The 24,621-nt window shown below is 61.7% G+C and carries 23 protein-coding genes, 1 tRNA gene and 1 pseudogene; 15 read left to right on the top strand and 10 right to left on the bottom strand.

Going from position 1 to position 24,621, the window contains the following annotated elements; translation table 11 throughout:
- The first annotated feature begins 3 nt into the window (after window positions 1-3).
- The 3 genes from CCONF_RS03755 to CCONF_RS03745 are packed head-to-tail and all read left to right on the top strand — an operon-like array spanning window position 4 to window position 1,636.
- On the top strand, window positions 4-801 hold the full coding sequence (locus CCONF_RS03755; protein ID WP_290225358.1) for a thymidylate synthase: 798 nt from the start codon (window positions 4-6) through the stop codon (window positions 799-801).
- Window positions 802-1,347, top strand: coding sequence for a dihydrofolate reductase (locus CCONF_RS03750; RefSeq protein ID WP_290225356.1), 546 nt, complete (start codon window positions 802-804; stop codon window positions 1,345-1,347).
- Window position 1,348: 1 nt separating this feature from the next.
- Window positions 1,349-1,636: a glutaredoxin domain-containing protein gene (locus tag CCONF_RS03745; RefSeq protein ID WP_290225354.1), complete on the top strand. Its 288-nt coding sequence runs from the start codon at window positions 1,349-1,351 to the stop codon at window positions 1,634-1,636.
- Between the two features lie 10 nt (window positions 1,637-1,646).
- Here CCONF_RS03745 and CCONF_RS03740 read toward each other — a convergent pair whose 3' ends face one another.
- The gene (locus CCONF_RS03740; RefSeq protein WP_290225351.1) at window positions 1,647-1,964 is read right to left on the bottom strand and encodes a cg0963 family protein; all 318 of its coding nucleotides are present in this window, start codon (window positions 1,962-1,964) and stop codon (window positions 1,647-1,649) included.
- Window positions 1,965-2,023: 59 nt separating this feature from the next.
- On the opposite strand from CCONF_RS03740, the gene CCONF_RS03735 reads away from it, so the two are divergent.
- A tRNA-Arg gene (locus tag CCONF_RS03735) sits at window positions 2,024-2,096 on the top strand.
- A gap of 290 nt (window positions 2,097-2,386) precedes the next feature.
- Here CCONF_RS03735 and CCONF_RS03730 read toward each other — a convergent pair.
- Complete coding sequence (locus CCONF_RS03730; protein ID WP_290225349.1) at window positions 2,387-3,211, bottom strand: hypothetical protein; 825 nt, start codon at window positions 3,209-3,211, stop codon at window positions 2,387-2,389.
- 86 nt (window positions 3,212-3,297) lie between these two features.
- Here CCONF_RS03730 and CCONF_RS03725 point away from each other — a divergent pair, with 86 nt between their 5' ends.
- From CCONF_RS03725 to CCONF_RS03705, 6 genes and pseudogenes are all read left to right on the top strand, one after another.
- Window positions 3,298-3,564 carry a helix-turn-helix domain-containing protein gene (locus tag CCONF_RS03725; protein ID WP_290225347.1) on the top strand — a complete coding sequence of 89 codons (267 nt, stop codon included), beginning with the start codon at window positions 3,298-3,300 and terminating at the stop codon, window positions 3,562-3,564.
- Window positions 3,565-3,807: 243 nt separating this feature from the next.
- Window positions 3,808-3,957: pseudogene (locus tag CCONF_RS11500) on the top strand (helix-turn-helix domain-containing protein); the annotation flags it as partial.
- A gap of 267 nt (window positions 3,958-4,224) precedes the next feature.
- On the top strand, window positions 4,225-6,063 hold the full coding sequence (locus CCONF_RS03720) for a site-specific DNA-methyltransferase (RefSeq protein ID WP_290225345.1): 1,839 nt from the start codon (window positions 4,225-4,227) through the stop codon (window positions 6,061-6,063).
- Window positions 6,064-6,065: 2 nt separating this feature from the next.
- A complete protein-coding gene (locus tag CCONF_RS03715; protein ID WP_290225342.1) occupies window positions 6,066-8,654 on the top strand; it encodes a DEAD/DEAH box helicase in 2,589 nt (862 codons plus the stop codon).
- A 51-nt stretch (window positions 8,655-8,705) separates the two neighbouring features.
- Window positions 8,706-9,278 carry an SLATT domain-containing protein gene (locus CCONF_RS03710; protein WP_290225340.1) on the top strand — a complete coding sequence of 191 codons (573 nt, stop codon included), beginning with the start codon at window positions 8,706-8,708 and terminating at the stop codon, window positions 9,276-9,278.
- Complete coding sequence (locus CCONF_RS03705; RefSeq protein ID WP_290225338.1) at window positions 9,263-10,573, top strand: nucleotide-binding domain-containing protein; 1,311 nt, start codon at window positions 9,263-9,265, stop codon at window positions 10,571-10,573. Before CCONF_RS03710 ends, CCONF_RS03705 begins: the two co-directional genes overlap by 16 nt.
- 101 nt (window positions 10,574-10,674) lie before the next feature.
- Here CCONF_RS03705 and CCONF_RS03700 read toward each other — a convergent pair whose 3' ends face one another.
- Window positions 10,675-11,160 carry a DUF4352 domain-containing protein gene (locus tag CCONF_RS03700; RefSeq protein ID WP_290225336.1) on the bottom strand — a complete coding sequence of 162 codons (486 nt, stop codon included), beginning with the start codon at window positions 11,158-11,160 and terminating at the stop codon, window positions 10,675-10,677.
- Window positions 11,161-11,803: 643 nt separating this feature from the next.
- Here CCONF_RS03700 and CCONF_RS03695 point away from each other — a divergent pair.
- Window positions 11,804-12,709, top strand: coding sequence for an ornithine cyclodeaminase family protein (locus tag CCONF_RS03695; RefSeq protein ID WP_290225333.1), 906 nt, complete (start codon window positions 11,804-11,806; stop codon window positions 12,707-12,709).
- Window positions 12,710-12,795: 86 nt separating this feature from the next.
- Window positions 12,796-13,794 (top strand): DUF1906 domain-containing protein, encoded by a 999-nt coding sequence (locus CCONF_RS03690; protein WP_290225330.1) that lies wholly within the window; start codon window positions 12,796-12,798, stop codon window positions 13,792-13,794.
- Between the two features lie 68 nt (window positions 13,795-13,862).
- Here CCONF_RS03690 and CCONF_RS03685 read toward each other — a convergent pair whose 3' ends face one another.
- The 6 genes from CCONF_RS03685 to CCONF_RS03660 form a co-directional block, all read right to left on the bottom strand.
- Window positions 13,863-15,209 (bottom strand): DNA-directed RNA polymerase I subunit RPA34, encoded by a 1,347-nt coding sequence (locus CCONF_RS03685; protein WP_290225327.1) that lies wholly within the window; start codon window positions 15,207-15,209, stop codon window positions 13,863-13,865.
- Between the two features lie 75 nt (window positions 15,210-15,284).
- A complete protein-coding gene (locus CCONF_RS03680) occupies window positions 15,285-16,919 on the bottom strand; it encodes a monocarboxylic acid transporter (protein WP_070769356.1) in 1,635 nt (544 codons plus the stop codon).
- Between the two features lie 15 nt (window positions 16,920-16,934).
- The gene (locus tag CCONF_RS03675; protein WP_246819280.1) at window positions 16,935-17,216 is read right to left on the bottom strand and encodes a DUF485 domain-containing protein; all 282 of its coding nucleotides are present in this window, start codon (window positions 17,214-17,216) and stop codon (window positions 16,935-16,937) included.
- Window positions 17,217-17,574: 358 nt separating this feature from the next.
- Window positions 17,575-18,438, bottom strand: a complete 864-nt coding sequence (locus CCONF_RS03670) for an aldo/keto reductase (protein ID WP_290225325.1) — start codon at window positions 18,436-18,438, stop codon at window positions 17,575-17,577.
- Window positions 18,439-18,549: 111 nt separating this feature from the next.
- Complete coding sequence (locus CCONF_RS03665) at window positions 18,550-18,909, bottom strand: FKBP-type peptidyl-prolyl cis-trans isomerase (protein WP_290225323.1); 360 nt, start codon at window positions 18,907-18,909, stop codon at window positions 18,550-18,552.
- A gap of 138 nt (window positions 18,910-19,047) precedes the next feature.
- Window positions 19,048-20,337 carry a citrate synthase gene (locus CCONF_RS03660; protein WP_290225321.1) on the bottom strand — a complete coding sequence of 430 codons (1,290 nt, stop codon included), beginning with the start codon at window positions 20,335-20,337 and terminating at the stop codon, window positions 19,048-19,050.
- Window positions 20,338-20,601: 264 nt separating this feature from the next.
- Between CCONF_RS03660 and serC the strand changes: the two genes are divergently transcribed.
- From serC to CCONF_RS03645, 3 genes are all read left to right on the top strand, one after another.
- Window positions 20,602-21,756 carry a phosphoserine transaminase gene (gene serC, locus CCONF_RS03655; RefSeq protein ID WP_290225319.1) on the top strand — a complete coding sequence of 385 codons (1,155 nt, stop codon included), beginning with the start codon at window positions 20,602-20,604 and terminating at the stop codon, window positions 21,754-21,756.
- Between the two features lie 72 nt (window positions 21,757-21,828).
- Window positions 21,829-22,944, top strand: coding sequence for a septation protein SepH (gene sepH / locus CCONF_RS03650; RefSeq protein WP_290225317.1), 1,116 nt, complete (start codon window positions 21,829-21,831; stop codon window positions 22,942-22,944).
- Between the two features lie 15 nt (window positions 22,945-22,959).
- Entirely contained in the window at window positions 22,960-23,832 is an 873-nt protein-coding gene (locus CCONF_RS03645; protein WP_290225316.1) for a DUF6928 family protein, read from the top strand.
- Here the strand turns inward: CCONF_RS03645 and CCONF_RS03640 are convergent.
- Window positions 23,802-24,605 (bottom strand): TrmH family RNA methyltransferase, encoded by an 804-nt coding sequence (locus CCONF_RS03640; RefSeq protein WP_290225313.1) that lies wholly within the window; start codon window positions 24,603-24,605, stop codon window positions 23,802-23,804. The two genes, CCONF_RS03645 and CCONF_RS03640, sit on opposite strands and share 31 nt — an antisense overlap.
- Window positions 24,606-24,621: the final 16 nt, after the last annotated feature.

The raw sequence follows: 24,621 nt of genomic DNA, 5'->3' as shown, positions 1-24,621 counted from the left end.
ACTATGGCATACACCCCGTACGAAGACCTGCTTCGCGACATCCTCGACCACGGCTCCCCCAAGGGCGACCGCACCGGCACGGGCACGACCTCGTTATTCGGCCGGCAGCTGCGCTACGACTTATCCGAGTCCTTCCCCCTGCTGACCACCAAGAAGGTCTACTTCCACGGAGTCATCGGTGAGCTGCTGTGGTTCCTGCGCGGCGACTCCAACGTGAAGTGGCTGCAGGACAACCGCGTGCGCATCTGGAACGAATGGGCGGACGAAAACGGCGATCTGGGCCCAGTCTATGGCGTGCAGTGGCGTTCCTGGCCCACCCCGGACGGGTCCCACATCGACCAGATCTCGCAGGCGCTGGAAACACTCAAGTCTAACCCGGATTCGCGCCGTAACCTGGTCTCCGCCTGGAACGTCGCGGAGCTCGACAAAATGGCGCTGATGCCCTGCCACCTGCTCTTCCAGCTCTACGTGGCGGATGGCAAGCTCTCGCTGCAGGTCTACCAGCGCTCCGCCGATATGTTCCTGGGCGTGCCGTTCAACCTGGCCTCCTACGCCGCCCTGGCCCACATGTTCGCCCAGCAGGCCGGCCTCGAGGTCGGCGAGCTGGTCTGGACCGGCGGGGATTGCCACATCTACGACAACCACCGCGCCCAGGTCGAAGAACAGCTCTCGCGCACTCCCCGGGACTACCCGCAGCTCAAGCTGCACAAGGCGGCGTCGATGTTCGACTACGACTTCGACGACTTCGAGGTCATCGGCTACGACCCGCACCCGACCATCAAGGCCCCGGTGGCGGTGTAGATGACTAGCTTGGGCGCCATCTGGGCGCAGTCCCTGGACGGCATCATCGGCGACGGCACGGACATGCCGTGGCACGTGCCGGAGGACCTGGCACATTTCAAGCAGACCACCCTGGGCAGCCCGGTGGTCATGGGGCGCAAGACCTGGGAGTCGCTGAACCCAAAGTTCCGCCCCCTGCCGGGCCGGGAGAATTTCATCATCTCCTCCCGCGCCCCCGGCGACTGGTCCGCCGGCGGTGAGGTGCTGGCCGGCATCGATAAGCTGCCGGAGCTCGACTCCGCCTGGGTGATGGGCGGCGGGCAGCTCTACGCCGCCACGATCGACGACGTCGACGTCATTGAAATCACCTTGATGGGCGTTAACATCGGTAGTATCTACGGCGACGAGGCGGTCTACGCCCCGACGGTGCCTGCCCACTTCGGGCTCAGCCGCGACAGCGATTGGCTGACTTCCGACAAAGGCCGGCTGACCATCCCGGGCACCCCACCCAGCGATCTTCCCATGAAGTACCGCTTTTTAACCTACGAACGAAAGGACGCTGCTTAACATGAGCGTTAAGACCCCGGAAACCCACGATCACGTCACCATCTTCTACGCGGACTGGTGCCCGTTTTCTTCCCGCCTGATTAAGCGCCTGGACCGCACGGAGACCCCCTACACCCTGGTCGACGCGGAGGCCGAGGGCACCGAGGACATCAACGAGTGGATCAAGTCCGTCAACGACGGCAACCGGATCGTGCCGACCGTCCTCTACTCCGACGGCACCCACGAGACCAACCCGGAGGCCTCTGCCGTGCGCGCCAAGCTGCGCGAGCTGACCGGCGAGGAAGCCTAGTCTTCGTCGCCTAGTCCTCTACGCCCTCTTCTTCCCCGAAGAGCTCCACCATATCTGCCGGGGACAAGGTCCCGGCCATCCCGGCCAGCTCCTTGCTGTAGATGGTGTTGAGGTAGGCCTCTAGCACCGCGCGCAGGCGCTGCGCATCATACTTGTTGAGCAGCAGCACGCGCTTGCGCTCCCCGCCCGGCACGGCCTTGTCCACGGCGAGGACCTCCACCCCATCGCGCTGGATGATCTGGGTGAAAATCTCCCGGCGCTGGACATCCACGAATTCCGAGTCCGCCCGCCGCGGCGCGCCGCCAACCTCACTGCCTTGGTGTTCCATACCGCCAACGCTAGCCGATTTCCGCGCCTCGCGCGCCCTCGGGTAACCTAGCTTCCTAGGCCCCAGTAGCTCAGGGGATAGAGCACGGCTCTCCTAAAGCCGGTGTCGGTGGTTCGAATCCACTCTGGGGCACTGCCTAACAAGGGGTTTCGGAAAACTTTTTGAAAGTGTTCAGAAAACTCCCGCGGTACGAGAGCCGGAACCTTGAAATGAGGCTTCGGCTTTCATTTTCTACCGAAACTGGCTATTTTCCCAAGAAAATGAGCCTCGGAGCGAGTCTTTCGCGACCAATTCCGGGGCTTTTGGGGTTTCCGAACATGACTGTTGGACCGGAGGGTCTTCGTTCATTGAAACCCTGCGGTCTAGCGGGTTATGCGGCCACCGGTGGCGCGTTCGGGAAAGTGCCGGCCAGGGTGTTCGCGCTATATGCACGGTCTTGGGTGTAGTGAGGTTACCCTGAGTCGAGAGGCGTTGACGTGGAAGGATTGACCTTTATTGAGGTAGGCGGTGGCGTAGTCCTTTCGGTTGTAGCAGCCGAGAAGTGGCTCGTCGGTTTCACGCGACTTTGTGTCCACAATGGACATGAAGTCTTTCGCGAAGGTGCGAGCCATTGGCACCTTCGGAGCGAAGTATGGGCCGCGGAAGTGCTCGACGTTTAACCACACAACGCCGTTGTCATCGACCTCTACGTCGCGTGCTCTTACTAGCGCAGCGTCGTTGCCGAGACCTGCACCCATGCACATAGCCACAAGCAGCATGGCTCGTTCTCGCCGAAGTTGGGTCGGTTGCGTGACCAGCCAACCCCAGAGGGCATCGAAGTCTTTCTGCTCGTAGGGTTCTCGGATCGCGTACTCAAGTTCTTTGCCCGCCACGTTGAGGCGCACGCCGAGGATGATGTCGCTGGCGGCCGTAAGGAAGAAGCGAACAGAGGCTCGTGTTCCACCTTTGAACTGCTCCAGCGTGAGCAGAATGTTCGCGTCTGAGAGCACCTCTTCCGGCGTGACGTCACGTCCGGAGTACAGCGCCGTTACCGCTGCTGTTGTGAAAGCTCGCATGACGCGGTCGGGGCCACGGTAAAGACCGTCTTTGAGCGAGAATACGGTTTCGTCCTGGTACTCGAAGCACTCGGCAGTAGCCCACCGGGCGAAAGGCCCCACCTGCTCCCAGTCGTTGTTTGAGACCATTACCGGGTTGTAATTGTCGATGTGAAAGTCGAGCTTCGCTCGTTGTTCAGACGTGAGACTCATCGAGTGCCCCACTTCCGTGCGAGGGGTCTACCCCCGCAGTGTTGTGCGTCTCGGAAAGCGCTTCGATAACCGATACGGTTACACCCGTGAGCACTCTTGACCCGCCGGCCACCGCCTACCCCGAGTGGCCGAATGTTGACCCCGAAGAGTTGCCCGCCGCCTACAAGAAGGCGTGGTTGATGAGGCAAGCGCTCGCACTGGAGATCGAGCGGGGATGGGCGAGCTCGCAGAGCGAATTCGCGGTGCACTCGGGTATAGGACACGCGGTTCTTCGTCGGTGGCGGGCCGGTTCGTCGTGGCCGAGCACCGAGACGGTGGCGAGTGCCGAGGCCGTGTTGGAGCTGCCGTTGTAGCCACACCAAAACGCTCGCAAACCCCACTTGCGGTCCAAAGGCGGCTACGACTCCCCCTAGCAGTGCGTTCGATGTCCCCGGCGCTACGGTTAAGGCATGGTACGACCGAAGCCCGGTAGCCCCGCCAGCCTTTACCCTGGCTGGCCTGACAGCCTGGACGTGAGCGCGCCTGAACACCAGATGATCCAGGCCATGGTGATTAACCACCGGCGCTAGCGGAACGGCTACCGAAGCGTCAAGGGGGTCGCGGAGAAGTCTGGCGTCGCCGCCTCGACCATCTCTGTCATCCTCAACGGCAGTTCGTGGCCGACGTTGGAGACCGTGACCAGGCTCGAAGTCGGCCTCGGTGTGCGTCTGTGGCCGGGAGTAAAGACCGCCCGCGGAAATACGTAGTTCGTTTTGCATACCTCCACCGTGTCGTGGGAGAGAGCAAACACCAGCAGAAGATAGTGGGGTAATTCACTGCACCGTAATGAGACGATACATCGTCATGAACCGGCAAGACGGACTAATCCGGTACACCGTTACGGGGGCTCTGTCTAACGATCCAAAAACATGTTCCCCTCGAGCCGAATTTTCTTCGGTGTCTGTCGCTGCCCCGGCTACAATAAAGTGCGAAATATTTGAACGCCCCGACAGACGAAACGAGGCAGCGAAACGGTGGCCGGCGCGAAGCAACTACTTGAATTGACCTGGTTCAACAAGGACAAGGCGCTCATTCCCAGCGAAGAAGGACGCTACGCATACGAGTGGGTTGATCCAAAAGACCCGCGGTACTGCGAAACCCGCACTCTCGTCGTTGACGAGGCTGTAACCGGCGCTCAGTCACCAAAAGAGGATGGCACTCAGTACTCGGAACGCGCTGAGCTGGGGCCTAAGGATGACAACCTGCTCATTCTCGGCGAGTCGGGAGACGTACTGCAAGCTCTTACCCGCGTGCCCGAACTACGCGAGAAGTACCTCGGCAAGGTGAAGTGCATCTACATTGACCCGCCGTTTAACACCGCACAAACCTTCGCCAACTACGAAGACAACCTTGAACACTCTGTATGGCTCACCATGATGCGTGACCGCCTCGTTCACCTACGCAAACTTCTTAGCGATGACGGGTCGATTTGGGTCCACCTCGATGACGTGGAGAATCACCGCATGCGCGCGCTCATGGACGAAGTGTTTGGAAGCGGGAACTTTGTGGCAGAGGTGATCTGGGAAAAGAATATATCTCCTAAAAATTCGGCAAAGTATCTGTCCGTCGACCATGACGTCATACTGCTGTACTCAAAGAACAAGGAAGCTTGGCTACCCAATGCTCTTCCGAGAACCGCGAAGATGAACGCTCTCTATTCCAACCCCGACAGCGACCCCCGAGGTCCCTGGACTTCTGGTGATTTGGTGGCGAACAAGCCCTATTCCCTGGGAATATTCGGCCTCAAAACGCCTTCAGGCCGAACCATCGAAGGACCGCCCCCGGGCCGGTATTGGCGAGTGTCCTACGAAACATTTCAAAGGCTCGATGCGGACGGACGTATCTGGTGGGGCGCAAATGGGGACTCGGTTCCACGGCTAAAGAGATTCCTCGCCGATGTACGCGGTGCAGTTCCAAGAACCCTTTGGAAATTGTCGGATGTCGGCCACAACGACACTTCCGCTAAGGAAATAAAAGCCCTCTTCCCAGGCGAGAACCCTTTCTCGACCCCTAAACCAGAGCGCCTTCTTGAACGAGTTCTCCACATCGCCACAAACCCCGGAGACGTCGTCCTCGATGTGTTCGCCGGTTCGGGAACGACCGCCGCGGTAGCCCAGAAGATGGGGCGCCGCTGGGTGACCTGCGAACTCGTGGAGGACACCTTCAACCGCTTCACCCGCCCACGCCTGGAGAAGGTCGTACATGGCGAGGACCAGGGCGGAATCAGTATCCAGAAGCCGGAGCGCGTCGACGCGACCGACGAGGGACTCCCCGAAGGTCTCTCTCCGGAGGATGCCCAGAAGTTCAACAGCGCGCTGAACAAGGTGCTCGCAGCGAACCCCGAATTGAAAACCGAAGCGGTAGTCAAGGCGCTTAAAACTGCGACGAAGACCAAGAACCAGAAGGGCGTCGTCAACTGGCGCGGAGGCGGCGGTTTTACAGTCGCCCACCTTGCTCCACAGTGCTTCGACTACGTCCCCGAATTGGGTCTCGTGACGCTTACCGAAGCGGCAACCGGTGCGACGCTCGTCAACTCTGTCGCCGCGAACCTCAACTTCTCGCTCACCCCGGGTAATCGCCATTTCGACGGTAAACGCGGCTCGATGTTCCTCAAAGTGGTCGAAGGCCGGCTCGATAAAGACAAAGCCGAAGAGCTTCTCGCACACCTCGACGACGGCGAAGGCGTCACGCTTGCCGCAACGGAGTTCGAACCGGGAATCAGGCAGTTCGCAAGGACAACGGACAAGCCGTGTCAGATTGTCCATATTCCCAACGACATTTTCACTTACTCGGAAACGCAGGAGGGCAAGTAGACATGGCACTTCCAATCGCACTTGACCAAGGACTCATCGAAAGCATTGCGACGGAGTTCCAACTACGAGGTCCCAACAAGCGTGCGCTACGCGAGCTCATCTACCACCTCACTGGTGACTTTGACCCGCTAGAGCCCATGGTCATGCACATGGCCACCGGCGCGGGCAAGACCTACCTCATGGCGGCGCTCATTGAGTACCTGTCGCGCTTCGGGGTGAAAAACGTCATGGTCGTCGTCCCGCCTTCCACGGTGCTGGAGAACAAGACCGTCCAGAACTTCACTCAGGGCTCACGTCGATACGTTGACGGCTTTTCTTCTGCTCCCCAGGTTGTTTCGCCTGGCAATTATGGCGCGTGGCGTGCCGGCCAGTCAGAGCTGTTCCGCAATGCCGCAGACGGTCCGATGGTCTACGTCTTCAACGTGTCGCAACTTATTGAGCCGAAGAAAGTCAACGCTCGCGCTGGCACCGAGGAGGGCATGCGCCGAAAGATTCGCGACCACCAAGAAGAGTCCGGCTCGCTCTACGACTACCTGGTCAACCTCGATGACCTCGTGGTTATCGCAGATGAGTCTCACCTGTTTGGCACATCGGCGAAGGCGTTCAACCAGGCACTGAAAGACTTGCGTCCTGCTGCAACGATTGGGTTGACCGCTTCGGCATCCGATACGGACCACGTCATCTTCCACTACCCGCTGTATAGCGCCATCGAAGACGGCTATGTGAAGTCGCCGATGCTGGTCTACCGCGAGAACGGCTACCCCAAGGACTCAGCCGAGGAAAGGCAACTACTCGACGCGGTCTCGCTGTTGCGAAACAAAGAGGCGGCCTACGAGGCGTACGGTAAAGCAAACTTCCCCGGAGAATCAGGTGAGCGAAAGCGGACGAAGCCGCTGCTGTTCGTAGTGTGCGAAAGCGTCGCCCATGCCGGAGACGTCACCAAGATCCTCCAGGGGCCAGGCTATTTCGGTGACCCAGAGGCAGTGCTCCAGTTCGACAACAAACACAACGACGCGGCCACGCTGCGCCGCTTAGACGAGCTCGACAGCCCAGCCTCAACGGTGCGTGCCATTGTCTCTGTTGACCGTCTCAAGGAAGGTTGGGACACCAAACGAGTCGCGGTGATGTGTGCGCTGCGTGCTATGTCGTCGGACATTCTCACCCAGCAAACGATGGGCCGCGGCCTGCGCCTTCCATTCGGGGCGCGTACTGGCGTAGCTGAGCTGGACCAGTTGGACATCTTGAGCCACAAGTCGTTCAAGTCCCTGCTCAAAGACGAAGACGTGCTGCGCTCCTTCGGCCTCGGAGATGCCGCCCAGGGCGCTATCTCAGGCATGGACGTGGAGGAAAGCTTCCGCCAAGACGAAGAGCAGGTGCAGCCAAACCCGAACGACCCATCGCCCGAAACCCAAAGCGGGTCGGCTTCTGCCTCGACTGCGTGGCCGACACCCCCTTCAGGCGAAGCAGCGGACGGACCGAGCGACATTGGCACCACGGCCGGCGAAACTACCCAGGTCACTGGTGGCAACGCCGGAGGTGTCTCATTCCGACGAGTCGGTGACAACGAGACCATGCAGCGCACCGACTACATCCCGGCAACGGAAATTAGGGTCAACGAGCAATTCGCAGGAAAAACCTTCCTGTTTCCATCCACAGTTATGGCGAAATCAACCACGCCATTTTTGCTCAGCCACATTGACGACGAGGACATTATCCGGGCAGCGCGCCGCGTCGCCGACTCCAAGGAAGCACTCACCCGAGAAGAAATCGTCGTGCGCAAGTCCAAGCTCGACACGAAACGCACCACCGACGCGGAAGTCGAATCGGCGCCCGTGGCGGAAGACGCTGTCATCAACGAACTCACCCAGCGCGTATTCGGCCTCGGGGTTGTCACCCAGGACACGAAGAACACGGTCACGTTTGCGCAATACGTCCTTCCAACCTTCATGGCAAACGCCGGTATCGACCACTGGACCGAGAAGGCGAAGCAGTCCGCTGTAGACGAGCTCGTTGCACTTGTGAACGAAAAGTCGCGGCAGCACGCAAGTAGCCTGCAAACCGAAACGACTATCGTTCCGGTCGAATTGCCGATTGACGAGGTCGTGACCTTGCCGTTTGGCAAAGAGGTGCTCCAGCAACTCTCGAAAGACCAGCAGGCGAAGTTCAAGCCCCGCGAGTTCTATGACGGCTGGAACCGCGGACTGTTTCCCGCTGCGAGTTTCGACTCGTGGGGCGGCGAGTACCTCCTCGCGCTGTTGTTGAACTACACCTCGGACATCGTGTGGTGGAAACGTCTCTACTCAACCGATGGCGCGTCGATTATGTACACCACCCGCGACACCTACTACCCCGACTTCGTCGCCCAGGACTCCGACGGCACGATGTGGATTATCGAGGGCAAGTCTGACAAGGGACGAGACGACGAAACGGTGCAAGCGAAACGAGCGGCGGCTCGGATGCTCGTCCGGGAACTGCTCGGCGAAGAGGACTTCGTCGGTCAGAAGTGGGGTTACGTCATTGCCTACGAGTCCGATATTCGAGCGTCTGAATCGTGGGAAGACCTGAAGCGGAAGTCGAATCCAGGTTTGTAAATGCCGGATGGAGGAAAACCTTTGAGCAGGGGTTCAGAGAGGCGATGAGACTTGAGCAAAGAGAAAGAATCGGTTTCGGTAGCGGCATTTGTCGGGCTCCTCGACGCGAGGAGAGACCGGATGCTGTTTACATACCGCACGCACGAGAAAGCGGCTGACCGCTACCAGAAGTGGGAGAAGTGCCGTAAAACCAGTTCGATCCTTCTAACGGCCTTAACTGCGGGCACCTTTCTAGCGAGTGTGGGAGGTCTTTTATCGAATCCCCAGTTAAGTACAGTCTTAGTTTCCGGAGCAGCTACTTTGGCAACGATGCTTACGGTTCTGGGGGAATCTGTCGACTGGAAAAGGTCTATGGAAGACCATAGCGTGGCCGCAGTGGACCTACGCGCTATCCATAACCGTTACGAGTCTTTGACCTGGGACATTGAACACGATGCAATTTCTCTCGGTGAAGCTCTTCTAAAGAGAGACGAGCTGGAAAAAGACGAAAGAAATCTGCTTTCGAGATCCCCACGAACAACGAGACGCGATTACAGCAAGGCCGAGAAGGCTATTGAAGGTGACGAAAAGCCTCAATCCACGCAGGTGGAAATTGATAAACGCACACCATGGCGGAGGAAGTAACAAAGTTGGACCAGAACGAGCTACTCAACGAAACATTAAACAACTTGAAGATCGACAATGCCGACATCATCAAGCAACGTCGAGATGAAATCACCAAGTCCTTGAACAAGGAATTTACCGGTTCAGAATCGAATTCTGCCAACCGGTTAATGGTCGGGTCCTGGGGCCGTCACACCGCTATCCGTGGCATCTCGGACCTCGACATGCTCTACCGCCTGCCCGCGACTTTTAGAGATGAATTCGTCACGACTGGAGGGGCTTATAAGGCTCTAAGCCGGGTTCGAACAGCTCTAACGAATCGGTACCCTAAGACCTCGATTCGAGTGGACGCGCTGGTCGTCAAAGTTGAGTTTGGAGATTTCAAATTCGAGGTGCAGCCGGTTTTCGAAACCGATGACGGACATTTCGAATACCCCGATACTTACAAAGACCGATGGCGAGTCACGAAGCCACGAGAAGAAATAGAAGCCATCAGTGAACTTGATGTATCAACAGCAGGTAAGGCTCGTAAACTCTGCCGGCTAACCCGCGCGTGGAAGAATAAGCACGCCGTCCCGATTAACGGCTTGCTCGTCGACACGCTCGTGCATCGCTACATGACTTCGCAATTGTCGGACGGTGCAATTCTTCCTGCGCTTCCGATACTGATACAGGATTTCTTCACATACCTATCTGAACTCCCCAAGCAGGACACCTGGTACGCGCTCGGCAGCGGGCAGAAAATCGCTAACGAATCGAACTTCCAAAGCAAAGCCAAAAAGGCTCTTTCTCTTTGCGAGGACGCAATCGCGGCCAATACGAAGTCAACGATGAATCAAAAGTGGCGAGTGATTTTCGGAACGTGTGTTCCTCTCGACATCGGCGATGAAGCACGAGCTGCTCGGTTGGAAGCCTTCAATTACATTGATACAGAACAGTTCATCGAAGACCGGTTTCCGATGGCTGCTATCGTCGAAGAATTGGGTGTGGAGTGCAGGGTAACGCAGAGGGGCTCTCGGACTATGCCTTTGAGACGAATGCTGAAAACCCACAGTTTCCTGCGTCCCGACAACCAACTCGACTTTGAGGTGGACACAAGATCATTACCACCCAAAACCGATCTCTGGTGGAAAGTTCTTAATCGCGGAGACGAGGCTATGCGACGAAATCAAATCCGCGGCCAAATTTTCAAAGATTCGGGGAAAGGGAAACACAGAGAATCTACCCTGTTCAAGGGCCCTCACTACGTCGAGTGCTACGCAGTCAGAGATGGAGTTTTGATTGCGCGCGGTCACGTAGATGTTCCCATCATATAGGCTCCTGAGCTCTCCCTAGCTGTTAGAGCTTGATTTGATCGCCGAGCATCCGAGAAGTTCTTCCCAGCGCGAGACGAACCCCCGCAGCCCCTCCGACCCGGTTACCGGAGCGGAACTTCCTCGAAGAAATTCGGGTCGGAGGCAAGTTGGACAAACAAGTCCGTCGGCTGAGCTTCTTCCGGCAAGAGCGACACCCAGGTCATCTGCTTCGTCACGCCGGGGGCGACCAAGTCACCGCACTGCGGGTTGCCGGGTACGCGCTCCAGGTAGCCGACGTTGCCCCACGCGGAGCCGTTGGACGCGATCTGGACCTCAAGGTCTGTACTGCATGCCAGGTCAACCCCTTCGTCGGAGTTATTCGTCACGTCTGCCGTAACGGAAACCTGCTTGCGGCCTTCGTAGTCCGGCATTTCGACTTCCGTGACGCTTGACGGATCGGCAACGTCTACGACGTTAAGCGCGAAGTCGCCGACCTCGTAACCGGATTGAGCCGTCTCCTGCGACTGGGACGAGTCTGTTTCCGTACCGGAGCACGACGCGAGGAACATTGCGGAGACCGCGACGAGAGCGGAAATAGTCTTCTTCATGCCAACAGACGTTACCCACCCAGAAAGCGGGTCGAAGCTCTGGGTTGAGTGGCAGGGGGTGGGCGGATTGACGGCTGTCCTTAGGCGGTGTTGCTCCGTCAGGACAAGCGGGTCGCCAGACAATTCACGTACTCACTTCAGCGCGGTGTGCCGCGCTGGCTTTCGCAACGGTGGTGGGGCGGGTTTTCGAGGCGGCACCCTTTTCGGTTTCCGCTGCGAGAGGGCCACTTTCGAGCGCAGGCTAAGATGAATTTGGAACTAAACACGGAAGCCCGTGGAACTAAGGCTAGGATTGGGCCGCGTCGGTCGTGGTCAGGAAGTTTTCCGAAACCCCCAACAATCGACTCGAAGCCCGAACGGTTGTATTTTCCGCTGCACCGGACAACTAAGTTGGGAGCGCTGCGGCAACAAATAATAAGTAACCTGTCCCTTATACCCGCGCACTAATCCCCCCTGTTAGTCGCGCTCATCGCTGGTTTTTTGTACCTGAATGGCGTTTTGTCAACGACCGCGTTCATCGGGGCGGCCAGCATCATGGCCGGAACGGCCCTCATCTTGGCCGGGGTCTCCTACTTTTCGCGGCACTGAGGGCTTTCGCTGCGATAAAGGCCCGACAGAGGCCATTCTTTGCCATCCTTGAGGCATGGATTTCCTCGATTACGACACCGTCTTTGACCGTCTCGACTACCCGTCTGCGGTGGCCGCCCTGCGGAGTGCGCTGCAGGAAGGCTTCGACCCGGCAGAAGATCTCGCGCGCCAGGCCATCGACGTCCCCGGCGGGGAGTTTTTGCTCATGCCCTCGGCCACCCCGGCCGGGTTCGGGATTAAGTTGCTGTCGGTCAACGCCGAGGCCCGCGGCAACGACCCGCGCATCCAAGGCACCTACGTGCTCTTCGACCAGCAAACGTTCGCGCCCAAGGCAACTATCGACGGCATCGCCCTGACCAACCTGCGCACGCCGGCGGTCTCCCTGGCCGGTATCGCCGACGTGTTAGATCCAGAGTCCACCGGCCCCCTGTCCGTCGCCATCTTCGGTACCGGTCCGCAGGCGCGCGCCCACGCCGCGGCGGTGCGCGAGGTCTACTCTAGCCGCGAGGTCGAGGTGACCTTCCTCAGCCCCAGCCAGCCGGAAGATCTAGAGCCGTGGGTCCAGTCCGGAACCGAGCAGGCCGACAATGTGCTTCGCGGCGCGGAACTCATCATCACGACCACCACAGCGGCCGAGCCGGTGCTGGACGATGCCGCTGTGCGCGACGACGCCGTCGTCGTAGCAGTCGGCTCCCACTCCCCGGCCGCGCGGGAGCTGCCCGGCGCGCTGCTGGGGCGTTCCCAGGTCATCATCGAGGACCCGGAGGCCTGCTTCCGGGAGGCCGGCGACGTCATCCAGGCCGTGGACGAAGGCGCCCTCGAGCGCGAGCGCCTGGTCACCTTCCGGGACGTCGTGCGCGGCGAGGTGCGCCTGGATAGGACACGGCCGGTGGTCTTCAAGTTCACGGGCATGCCCTGGGAGGATTTGGTTCTGGCTGAGGCCGTCGCCAGCGCGCGTTAGCCTCGACGGAACTAGGCGGACGTGATATGGTAACCCTGTTCCAGATGTGACTATTGTGGTCAATTCTAATTCTTGCGAGGTCTCCCATGCCCACCCCATCTTTCGGCAACCGTTCCCTGTCTCGGCGCGGCCTCTTTAAGGCCGGCGCTCTGACCGCCACCTTCGGCGCTTTCGGCACCTCTAACCTGCAGGCCGCCCCGCAGGCCCAGGCCCTGGGCCCCATCCTGGGCACCGTGCTGGACTATTCCGCCGGCGTGCCCTCCGGCGCCGCGGTCAAGGCCGCCGGCCACCTCGGCGCGGTGCGCTACGTCTCGCAGCGCCGCCCCGGCGCGAACTGGATGCTGGGCAAGCCGGTCAGTCTGAAGGAAACCAAGGACTTCGCCGCCCATGGGCTGGCCACCGCCTCGGTCTACCAGTTCGGCCGGGCCGGCAACGCCGACTGGCTGGCCGGCGCCGCCGGTGCCGCCACCCACGCCCCGCAGGCCATCGCCCTGCACAAGGCGGCCGGCGGCCCGACCGGGCGCCCCATCTACATCGCCATCGATGACAACCCGACCCGCGCCCAGTACACCAACCAGATCAAGCCCTACCTGCAGGCCTTTTCCGCCGCGCTCAAGGCCGCCGGCTACCAGACCGGCATCTACGGCAACTACAACGTGATCGACTGGGCTAGCAAGGACGGCATCGGCAGCTTCTTCTGGATGCACGACTGGGGCTCGGGCGGAAAGATCCACCCTCGCACCACCATCCACCAGCTACCCAAGGCCCAGCAGCGCACCGTCGGCGGCGTGCTCGTGGACATCAACCACGTCTACTCCAAGGACTGGGGCCAGTGGACCCCGGGCCAGGCGGCCGGCAAGCGGCCTTCCCAGAACCGCCCCGCCGCCCCCGCGCCGCAGGCCCCGGCGGGCAATTCCACCACCGACGCCATCAACCACCTCAGCTCCCGCCTGAACGAGACGGTGCCGAACATGCCGAACCTGCCGCGCGTGGACGGCAACAGCATCAGCTACAACGGCTCCTCGGTCTCCATGGACCAAGTCCAGCAGGCCGCGGACCTGGCCAAGCGCTTTAGCGGCCGCTAAAACTCATTAGCAATCAGGGGCAGAAGAAACCTTCTGCCCCTTTTTTCTATCCCTGGCTCCGGAACGGCCTATCTGCTGCCCTTATCGTCGCTTGCTTTCTTCCCCTTGTCCCGGGAGCCGGCGTCACCGGACTTGTCGGACTTTTCTTTGTCCTTCTTCTGGTCCTTCTTGCCTTCCTTGTCCGCTTTGCCGCTGTCCTTCGCCTTGGACTCGGACTGCTGCTCGGCGTCCTGCGGGTCTTCGGTCACGGTCACCGGCGCGGACTTCCGGGCGGCGGCGCTGGCCTGCTCCAGGTAGTCGTCGGTGACATGGGCGGTGACGAAATCGGTCAGGTCGTCGGCGTCGCCGTAGTAGTTGGCCGCGACTACGAAGTCGTGCCCGAAGGAGACGGTCGAGTGCATGTCGTGCTCGTTGGACCAGCCGAACTTCGTGCCCACCACATCGTCGAGCTGCGACGTCCCGTAGTCCTGGGCGTAGCCGTCCTCGGCAAAGCGATCGCTGTGCGACATCGCCACCAGCACCGGGTGCAGCGGGTCCTTGGCCATCAGTTGGGCGATGAAGCTGGCCACATCAAAGGTCGAGGTCGTCGAGTATCCCCAGCGCTTATCCGGCTGGGTGGACTTGAGGGAGTAGCGCTCCGCGACGTCTTCGATGGAATCAGGGTATTTCTCGTAGAGCTCCTCAGCGCTTTTGTCCGAGGAATTGGCCACCATATCCAGGGCCTCAAACTGCTCTTCGGGCTTACCGTTTTCTACCACGTATTCGGCGATGTAGAGCTTGATCAAGCTCAGCGCCGGCCGCGACTCCCGCTCGTTGGCCGTGGCCATGTGCATGCCATCGCTCAGGCCCACGTAGGTCAGCTGGCCGGGCTGGTCCGGGAAGGTCTCGGCGGCGGGTTCTTCGGCGCCCGCAGCGCCCGAGGTTGTGGTCTCCTCCTCCGAGGCCTTCTTAGCCTCGCTCGAGTCCATGCCAGTACTACCCTTGTCTTTTGCGTCCTTTTCACCCTTTGCCTCCTCGGAGTCCTTAGAGTCCTTGGCTTTGGATTCTGCGGTCGCGGACTTGGCGGTCTCGGAGCGCCTTTCTTTCGAGCGCGGAGAGTCTTTGCTGTCCTTGCCTTCCTTGCTGCGCTTGCTGTCGTTGCTGCTGGTTGCTTCGGTGGTCGCAGTGGCCTCCGAGGACTCGGTGGTTTCGGAGTCCGCGGCGAAGACGAGGTCGGGGCGGTCACTGTCGCCGAGGATGCGGGTCTCGTGCCAGGCTTCCAGCTGCGGGATTTTGTCTTTATTAGCGCTGGCCTGGGCGGGCGTGTTCTGCCCGTCGAAGCGCCCGAGTCCCCACGCGGCTGCCGCCAAAGCGGCAATGACCAGCACAGCGATGGCAGGCAGCAACAGGTGGCGCGAGGAGGATTTAGGGTTCACGGATTACATAATACAAAGAGGCACCGTGGGGGTATTGCCCACGGCGCCTCTTTCTAGCGAGTTGTCCGCCTATCTTTAGTGATCCACGGGAGCTTCCACGCCCACGCCGGTCAGGGAGCGAACTTCCATCTCGGCGGCGAGTGCTTCCAGGTGGTCCGGCTTGCCCACCAGGGTGCCGATGTAGCCGGCCAGGAAGGCCAGCGGGATGGAGACCAAGCCCGGGGAGCTCAGCGGGAAGATGGCCCAGTCTGCGCCCGGGAACATGGAGGTCTCAGTGCCGGAGACGGCCGGAGAGAAGAAGATGAGCACCAGGCAGGAGACCACGCCGGTGTAGATCGATGCCACCGCGCCGGTGGTGTTGAAGCGGCGCCAGTACAGCGAGTACAGGATGGTCGGCAGGTTGGCGGAGGCGGCCATCGCGAACGCCAGGGAGACCAAGAAGGCCACGTTCTGGGTCATGGCCAGAATACCCAGGATGATGGAGGCAATACCCAGGACCACGACGGTGATGTGGGAGACGCGCACCTGCTCTTCCTCGGTGGCCTGACCGTCGCGCAGCACGGCGTCGTAGACGTCGTGGGCGATGGAAGCCGAGGCCGTGATGGCCAGTCCCGCGACCACGGCCAGCACGGTCGCGAACGCCACGGCGGAGATAATCGCCATGAAGATGGAACCACCCAGCTCCAGGGCGAGCAGCGGAGCCGCCGAGTTCGCGCCACCCGGCGCGTTGAGAATCCGGTCCGGGCCCACCAGGGCGGCCGCACCGTAGCCCAGGATGAGCGTCATCAGGTAGAAAGCACCGATGATAACGATCGCCCAGGTCACCGAGCGGCGGGCCTCAGTGGCGGTCGGGACGGTGTAGAACCGCATGAGCACGTGCGGCAGGCCGCCCACGCCCAGCACCAGGGAGATACCCAGGGAGATGAAGTCCAGCTTGGTGGTCAAGGTCGCGCCGTATTTCAGGCCCGGCTCCAGGATCTGCTCGGCTTGGTAGCCCTCCTTGGCGAGGTTCTCCGAGCCGGCGTGCATGTCGATGGCGTCCTGGAAGAGGGTGTTGAAGCCACCGCGGATGGAGATGAACACCAGCGCACACATGACGACCACGCCGACGACCAGGAGAACGGCCTTGATCATCTGCACGTAGGTCGTGCCCTTCATGCCGCCGATCAGGACGTAGACAATCATGATGATGCCCACGACGCCAACCACGACGGCCTGCCAGACGAATTCGTGGATGTTCAGCAGCACGGCCACCAGGGAGCCGGCGCCGGCCATTTGCGCGACCAGGTAGAACAGGGACACGAACAGGGTCGCGATGGCCGCGGCAACGCGCACTGGCTTCTGCCGCAGGCGGAAGGACAGCACGTCGGCCATGGTGAATCGACCCACGTTACGCAGGGGCTCGGCCACCAGCATCAGGGCCACCAACCAGGCCACGAAGAAGCCGACGGAGTACAAGAAGCCGTCGTAACCGGTCAGGGCGACTGCGCCCACGATGCCCAAAAAGGAAGCCGCGGACAGGTAGTCGCCGGAGATGGCCAGGCCGTTCTGGCGCCCGGAGAAGCTACCACCACCGGTGTAGAAATCGGAGGCTTCCTTGGTGGACTTGCCGGCGCGCAGCACCAGCCACATGGTCACCACCAAGAAGGCGAGGAAGATGGCGATATTGAGCAGCGGATTACCGGCCGAGGTTTCCTGGGCCACAATCATCGTCGAGTTCACGGTCTAGCCCTCCAGTTCTTTGCGAATCGCGGCCGCACGCGGCTCGATGTTCTTATTGGCGTATTTGACGTAAATCCACGTGATCAAGAACGTGGTCACGAACTGCAAAAGACCGAAGACCAGGCCGACGTTCCAGTTACCGCCCAGGGATTGCCCCATAAAGCCCGGCATGAACACGGCCATCACCACATAGAGGACGTACCACACGAAAAACGCCACCGTCATGGGGAAGGCGAACTTCCGGTAAGAGCCGCGCAGTTCAGAAAACTGCGGCGACTTTTGCATCTCTATAAAGTCTTCCGCTGTGGGTTCGCGCCGTTGGGTCGGCGGAGTACCTACTTCAGACACTGCTTTCTCCTTCACTAAACGTACTTCCTCGTCCGCGGTCGCGGCCGCGAACATTTCACACACGCTTCACAGATAACCAACAATGAGCTACCCATCACATCTGCGTTGCCAGGTAAGTTACCTTAGTCACACTGCAAGGTTGCGAAATCGGCCAAGTTTTTCGCCTTAGCAGAAATTAGCTACCCCCACTCCCCCGACTGACCTGCACCAGTACTGCTTAGCAAATTACCCCCAGATACGCGAAAGCCCCCGCTTGCAAAGGTTGCAAACGGGGGTTATGGCATAGGCTGTGGACTTAAGCGTTGACCCCCGGGAATTCGCGCGGATCCTTAAACATGCGGCCGAAGCCCTGCTGGTCCTCCAGGCCGTCGATGGCCTCGATGTCGGCCGCCTCTAGCTCGACGTCGACCGCGCCCAGGTTCTCCTTCAGCCGCTCGGGCTTCGCCGACTTCGGGATGACCGAAATCCCCTTATCCATGAGGTAGGCCAAGGCGATCTGGCCCGGGGAGGCGGAGTGCTTGTGGGCGACCTCCTCGATGACTGGGTTGCTCAACACGACGCCACGGGCCAGGGGCGACCAGGCCTCGGTGATAATGTCGTGCTCGGCATGGAAGCTTCGCAGCTCCGGCTGGGTAAAACCCGGGTGTAGCTCGACCTGGTTGACCACCGGCACCACGCCGGTCTGGTCAATGATCTCCTGCAGCGGCTCCTCGTAGAAATTCGCCACGCCCACTGAGGCGATCTGCCCCATGCCCTGCAGCCGGGCGATGGACTCGAAGGTCTCCACGAACAGCCCGCCCTGCGGCCACGGCCAATGGATCATGTACAAATCCAGGTAGTCTAGGCCCAGCTTCCGCAGTGACTCGGTAAAAGCCTCCTGGACCTTCTCCGCGCCGTGATGATCGTGCCACGCCTTCGAGGTCACGAACAGCTCATCGCGGGTCACGTCGCCAGCACTGATGGCATCGTTGAGCGCCTGGCCCAAGGCTTCCTCGTTTTCGTAGAGGGTGGCGGTGTCGAAATGACGGTAGCCCAGCTCGATGGCCTCGCGCACCACGGAGATGCACTCCTCACCGTAGAGCTTGTAGGTGCCCAGGCCCAGCTGCGGCATAGAGCGGTCGTCGTGGAAGTTAACTGATGGAACTGTCATAGTCTCCATTGTGCCTCTAAACCCCGCGCCCGTGTGGGCTAAGCAGAAGAAAATTCCCCCTCCCAGATTTCCGGGAGGGGGAATGCACAGAATACGCGGTAGACCGTCCGGCCGCCTCAGCTAGGAAGCGCGCAGCAGGTCAATGACGAAGACCAGCGTCCGACCGGACAGCGGGTGCCCGCCGCCGGCCGGGCCATAGGCCTTCTCCGGCGGGATGATGAGCTGGCGACGCCCGCCCACCTTCATGCCAGGGATGCCCTCCTGCCAACCGGCAATCAGACCGGTCAGCGGGAACTCGATGGACTGGCCCCGGTCCCAGGAAGAGTCGAATTCCTGGTTGGTCTCGTAATCCGCGCCCACGTAGTGAACCTCGACCAGCCCACCCGGCTGTGCCTCCTCTCCGTCGCCGACGACGATGTCCTCGATGACGACGTCAGTCGGCGCCGGCTCCGTGTGGGCTTCGATCTGTGGCTTATCCATGGGGAGTTCTCCTTGGGAGTATTGGGAAGATTTGGCATGTTCAGCGGGGCTACCACTGAACCAAATATCCCCTAGTATAAGGCAACTGCCCGCCCAGCCGAAGCCGGGCCAGGCAGCCGTCCTGCGGAATTGTGGGTTTTAGCGCTCTGCGCGCGGGGAAACCTTGCGCAGGGTTTCGCCGGTGTAAACCTGACGCGGGCGGTTGATCTTGGTGTTGATCTCCAGCTGCTCGCGGTACTGAGCGATCCAGCCCGGCAGGCGGCCGATGGCGAACAGGACGGTGAAGAAGTCCGTCGGGAAGCCCATGGCGCGGTAGATCAGGCCGGTGTAGAAGTCCACGTTCGGGTACAGCTTGCGCTGGATGAAGTAATCGTCGTTCAGGGCGATTTCTTCCAGCTTCACGGCCAGGTCCAGCAGGTGGTCGCCACCCAGGTGCTCCAGGATCTCGTGCGCGGTGTCCTTGACGATGGCCGCGCGCGGGTCGTAGTTCTTGTAGACGCGGTGGCCGAAGCCCATCAGGCGGACGCCCTTTTCCTTGTTCTTCACGCGGTTCATGAAGTCGGTAGCGTCGCCGCCATTGGCGTGGATCTCCTCCAGCATCTCCAGCACGGCCTGGTTGGCGCCGCCGTGCAGCGGGCCGGACAGGGCATTGATGCCGCCGGCGATGGAGACGAACATGTTCGCCTGTGCGGAAGCGATCATGCGCACGGTGGAGGTGGAGCAGTTCTGCTCGTGGTCGGCGTGCAGGATGAGCAGCTTGTCGAGGGCCTTGGCCACGACCGGGTCGACCTCGTAGGGCTCGGTCGGGTAACCGAACATCATGCGCAGGAAGTTCTCGCGAGCGTTCAGCGCGTTGTCCGGGTACATGTACGGCTTGCCCTGGGAGGCGCGGTAGGCGTAGGCGGCCAACATCGGGACCTTAGCCAGCAGGCGGACGGTCGCCTTGTCCAGCTGCTCTTCGTCCAGCGGGTTCAGCTGGTCCTGGTAGTAGGAGGACAGAATGTTAACCGAGGAGGCCAGCACGGCCATCGGGTGGGCGTCGCGCGGGAAGATGTTGAACTGGGCCTTGAAGTCCTCGTCCAACAGGGTGTGGTGGCGGATCTCCTGGTTGAAGTGGGTCAGCTGCTCCTCGGTCGGGAGAGCGCCCTTGATAAGAAGGTAAGAGACCTCGTTGAAGGTGGCGTTTTCCGCTAGGTCCGCGATGTCGTAGCCGCGGTGGCGCAGAATGCCCTCTTCGCCGTTAATAAAGGTGATCTTGGACTCGGTGGAGCCGGTGGAGGCATAACCCGGGTCGAAGGTGACCAGGCCCGTCTCGTTGCGAAGTTTGGAGATATCGAAACCGGAGTCACCTTCGGTGGACTGCTTGATGTCCATCTCGTACTCGCCACCCGGGTAGTGCAGTACAACCTTGTTGTCTTCAGAAGCCACGTGCTTGTCCTTTCTGTAATCCTTTACGCGCTTGGGAGCCAGAGAAAAAGATGCGGTCGGCTTTACCCAGCGATACTATGCCCTAAAAGCGTTCGGGCATACCAGGCACCACTTTACCAATTATCTGTGACCCCTACTACACCAACCGGACAAGCGTCCTGCTAAATGCCGCTACCGCCTCGTTTCCCGTTACCGATACACCCATTCTAGGTTAAATTCTAATAACTGACAGAAAATAGGTTGGTCGCCGTTTAGGCTATGCGCATGACGACGCCCGAGTTAACTTTGCCAACTGAACTTCTGCCCACCGATGGACGCTTCGGCTGCGGACCGTCCAAGGTGCGCCCCGCCCAGATCGACTACCTCGCCCGGCACGGCCAGGACATCATGGGCACCTCACACCGGCAGCCCGCCGTAAAAAACCTGGTGGGCTCCATCCGCGAGGGCCTCAGCGCGCTCTTCCAACTGCCGGAGGGCTACGAGCTCGTCCTGTCCCTGGGCGGGGCCACGGCCTTCTGGAACTCCGCGGCCTTCGGGCTCATCGAGCGCCGCAGCGCCCACCTGACCTACGGGGAGTTTTCCTCGAAGTTCGCCAAGGCCACCGCCAAGGCCCCGTGGCTGGAAGAGCCGGTCATCACCGAGGCCCCGGTCGGCTCGGCCCCGGATCCCCTCCACGCGGACACCACGGACTGCGACTGCGTGGCCTGGGCGCATAACGAAACCTCCACCGGCGCGATGGTCCCGGTCGCCCGGCCGAAGGCCGACGGGGACCAGCTGGTGCTGGTCGATGCCACCTCCGGCGCCGGCGGCCTGCCCGTCGACATCAGCGCCACGGACGCCTACTACTTCTCCCCGCAGAAGTGCTTCGCCGCCGACGGCGGCCTGTGGCTGGCAGCCTTCTCCCCCGCCGCCCTCGAGCGGGTCGACAAGATCGCCGCCACGGATCGCTACGTCCCGGAGTTTCTGGATCTCAAGACCGCGGTGACCAACTCGCGCAAGAACCAGACGTACAACACCCCGGCCATCGGCACGCTGCTACTTCTGGACGAGCAGGTCCGCTGGATGAACGACAACGGCGGCCTGGACGGCATGACGCAGCGCACCCGCGCTTCCTCCGAGATCCTCTACGGCTGGGCGGACGGCCACGCTCTGGCCCAGCCCTTCGTGCAGGCTCCGGCGGCCCGCTCGCTGGTGGTCGGCACCATCGACTTCGACGAGACCATCGACGCCACCCGCCTGGCTGCCGTCCTGCGCTCTAACGGAATCCTGGACGTCGAGCCCTACCGCAAGCTCGGCCGCAACCAGTTGCGCGTGGGCATGTTCCCCGCCATCGAGCCGGAAGACATCCACACCCTAACCCAGGCTATCGACTACTGCCTGGAGGCCGGTGCCGCCAACATACCCACTGACTTGGCATAAATTCTGCCTTGGGTCGACTACAGTGGAGCCCATCACAAGTAACCCTGTCCTCCACGGCTGAAGGAGACTCGCATGCGCGAGCTGTTTTTAGTTAACAGCGACTCAACCGAATCATCCCTGGTGTTGCGCTCCGACGATGGGGAGGAATTCTTCCTCGCCGTCGACGACGCGACCCGCTCCACGCTAGCCTCAACCATCCGCCCTACGGATGACGAGACCAGCGCCGGGAATGAAAACGCTGACAGCTCGCAGGATTCCGACGCTACCGGCACAGACTCCGAGGCCGAGCGGGGAGAAAGCTCCCCGGCTCGCGCCGCCAGCACGCCGACGCGCCTGCACGCGGCGTCGCCGTCGGGGGCTTCGGCCACGGGCCGGACCCTGCCCGCCACGCACGCGGAGTCCAAGAAGACCCTGCCACTGCGCCCAGCGGAGATTCAGCACCGCATCCGGGCCGGTGCATCGGCAGCCAGCCTGGCCGAGGAACTGGGCGTGGACAAGTCCCGCCTCGAATCCTTCGCCCACCCGGTAATGCTGGAGCGCTACCGGGTAGCGGACATGGCCAAGCAGGCCCACCCGGTCCGCGAGGACGGCCCGGCCAAGCTGACCCTCTGGGAGGTGCTGGCTACCGCCTTCGCCGCCCGCGGGCACACCCTGGCCGAGGCCGAGTGGGACGCCTACCGCGAGAAGGGCGAGCCCTGGGTGATCTGCCTGCGCTGGCGCGCCGGCCTGTCCGACAACGAGGCCGAGTGGCTGTTCAAGCAGACCATGACCTCCGAGCCGACCGTCGAGGCCCGCAACTCCGTGGCCGCAGACCTAACCGACCCGGACTTTGCACAGCCAGTGCGCTCGCTGACCTCGGTGGGACGCGGCAACCGCTACGAGACCGCGGTGCTGGGCGACGACTGGGACGACGAGCACGACGCCGCGGCCGTTTCCGCTGCCAACGGCGAGTCCCTGCACGACGCCTCCGCGCCCACGGACTCCGCCACCGCGGACTCCGGCGACGACGACCGCGACCGCTCCGGCTCCGCGGAACGTAGCGGTGCGGAGGAAAACTCCCCGGAGGAATTCCTCCAAAACCCGGATCCGGAAAAGAAGCCGACTAAGCGCCGCCGTAAGGCCGTGACCCCACACTGGGAGGACGTGCTACTCGGCGTGCGTGCCAACACCAAGCGCCCGAAAAACTAAGCGACTACCAGGATCATGGATTTTTCCCGCGCCGTCATTACCTTGTGGTACGTGACCTCCCCCAACCCCGCCGCCGTTCTCGAAGCTGAGCCCAAAGCCGACCGCGGCTATGGCCGCAAGTTCCTGGCCCAGCTCAACCCGGCCTTCCCCATCACTCCCATCGGACAGTTCCCTTTTAACCGCTCCGCCCCCGCCGACAGCGCCGAGTACTACATCGGCGGCTACCCGGGCGTGACGGTGGTCCAGACGGTGATTGAGGGCGAGGGCATCATCCTCTCCCAGCTGCCGCAGGCTCTGCGCAAGGCGGCGCCGTGGGAAAACCTCTACACCTTCGTCCACCACGACGAGGACACCTATGCCGGCTTCGCGCACTTCCACAACGGCGAGCTCAAGCGCTCGCTGTGCTGCACCCGCCTGGAGGTGCTGGAAGACTCCGGCCTTCCCGAGCCCTTCGAGGGCCCCTACTGGGCCGGCGAGCACAACGACTCCACCGGCGGCATCGCCCTGCCCTTCCGCCCGCGGGACCTGATGGAAGAGGCCCAGCGCAGCTGGCTGGGCGTCGACATCAGCGCCCAGGGCCCGGACCTGGACGTGGTGGGCTACGCCGTGGACGGGCGCCCGGAGCCGAAGATTGACAAGCCGAAGCGCCCCACCATCGCGCGGGTGACCTCGGCGTCGACGTCGAAGCTGGGCATCGGCCCAGGCAACACCGACTACGACGACTACGAGGACGCCGCGGCCGAGGAGGAATCCACTGGCGACGAGTTCCGCGCCCTGGCGCAGGCGTCTGCGGCCGCCGCCCGGCGCGTGAGCTCCACCGCGAACAAGTGGTGGTCCAAGGCCTCGCGCAAGGTCTCTCAGTCCCTCAAGGACCGCTGGCGCTCATAGAAAGCCACGGCCGCGGCGGTGGCCACGTTGAGCGAATCCGTGTGCTGCGCCATGGGGATACTCGCGCGCACGTCGGTCGCGCGCATCGCGTGCTCGGTCAGCCCCGGGCCCTCCGCGCCGACGAGCAGCGCCACCTTCTCCGCCCCGGCGACGGCGTCGGCGATGTGCGTGTCCCCACCCGGGGTCAGCGAGACCAGCCGGAAGCCGGCATCGCGCAGCACGTCCAGCGAACGCTGCCAGGTAGTGTACCCGCCCTCGAAGCGGGCAAAAGGCAGGCGCAACACGTGCCCCATGGACACGCGCACGCTGCGCCGGTAGAGGGGATCGGCCGCGCCGCTGCCCAGCAAGACCGCGTCCACGCCCAGGCCCGCCGCGTTGCGGAAGATGGAGCCGATGTTTTCGTGGTCGCCTACACCCTCGAGCACGACCACCGTGCGCGCCTTGTCCACCACGTCCCCGACTGCCGGCAGCAGCGCGCGGTCCGCGGCGGCGACGAGCCCGCGGTGCATGTCGAATCCGGCGACTTGGGCCAGCGTGTCCCGCTCGACCTCGTAGACTGGGCAGCCGGGCTCGCCGTAGGTCTCGACGTACTGGTCGATCTTCTGCGGAAAGCCCACCAGGCAACGCACCGGGAACGAGGACTCGACCAGGCGGGAGACCACCAGATGGCCCTCCGCAATGACTAAACCCTCGCCGGACTTATCGGACTTGTTCAAGTCCCGGATATCGTCCAGGCGAGGGTCGTTCGGGTCGGCGATGAAAGTTCTATCCATGCCCCCTAATCTAGCG

The organism is Corynebacterium confusum, from assembly GCF_030408715.1.
Taxonomy (GTDB): Bacteria; Actinomycetota; Actinomycetes; order Mycobacteriales; family Mycobacteriaceae; genus Corynebacterium; species Corynebacterium confusum.
The sequence above is the reverse complement of the archived record's forward strand: the minus strand, read 5'-3'. Positions and strand labels throughout refer to the sequence as shown.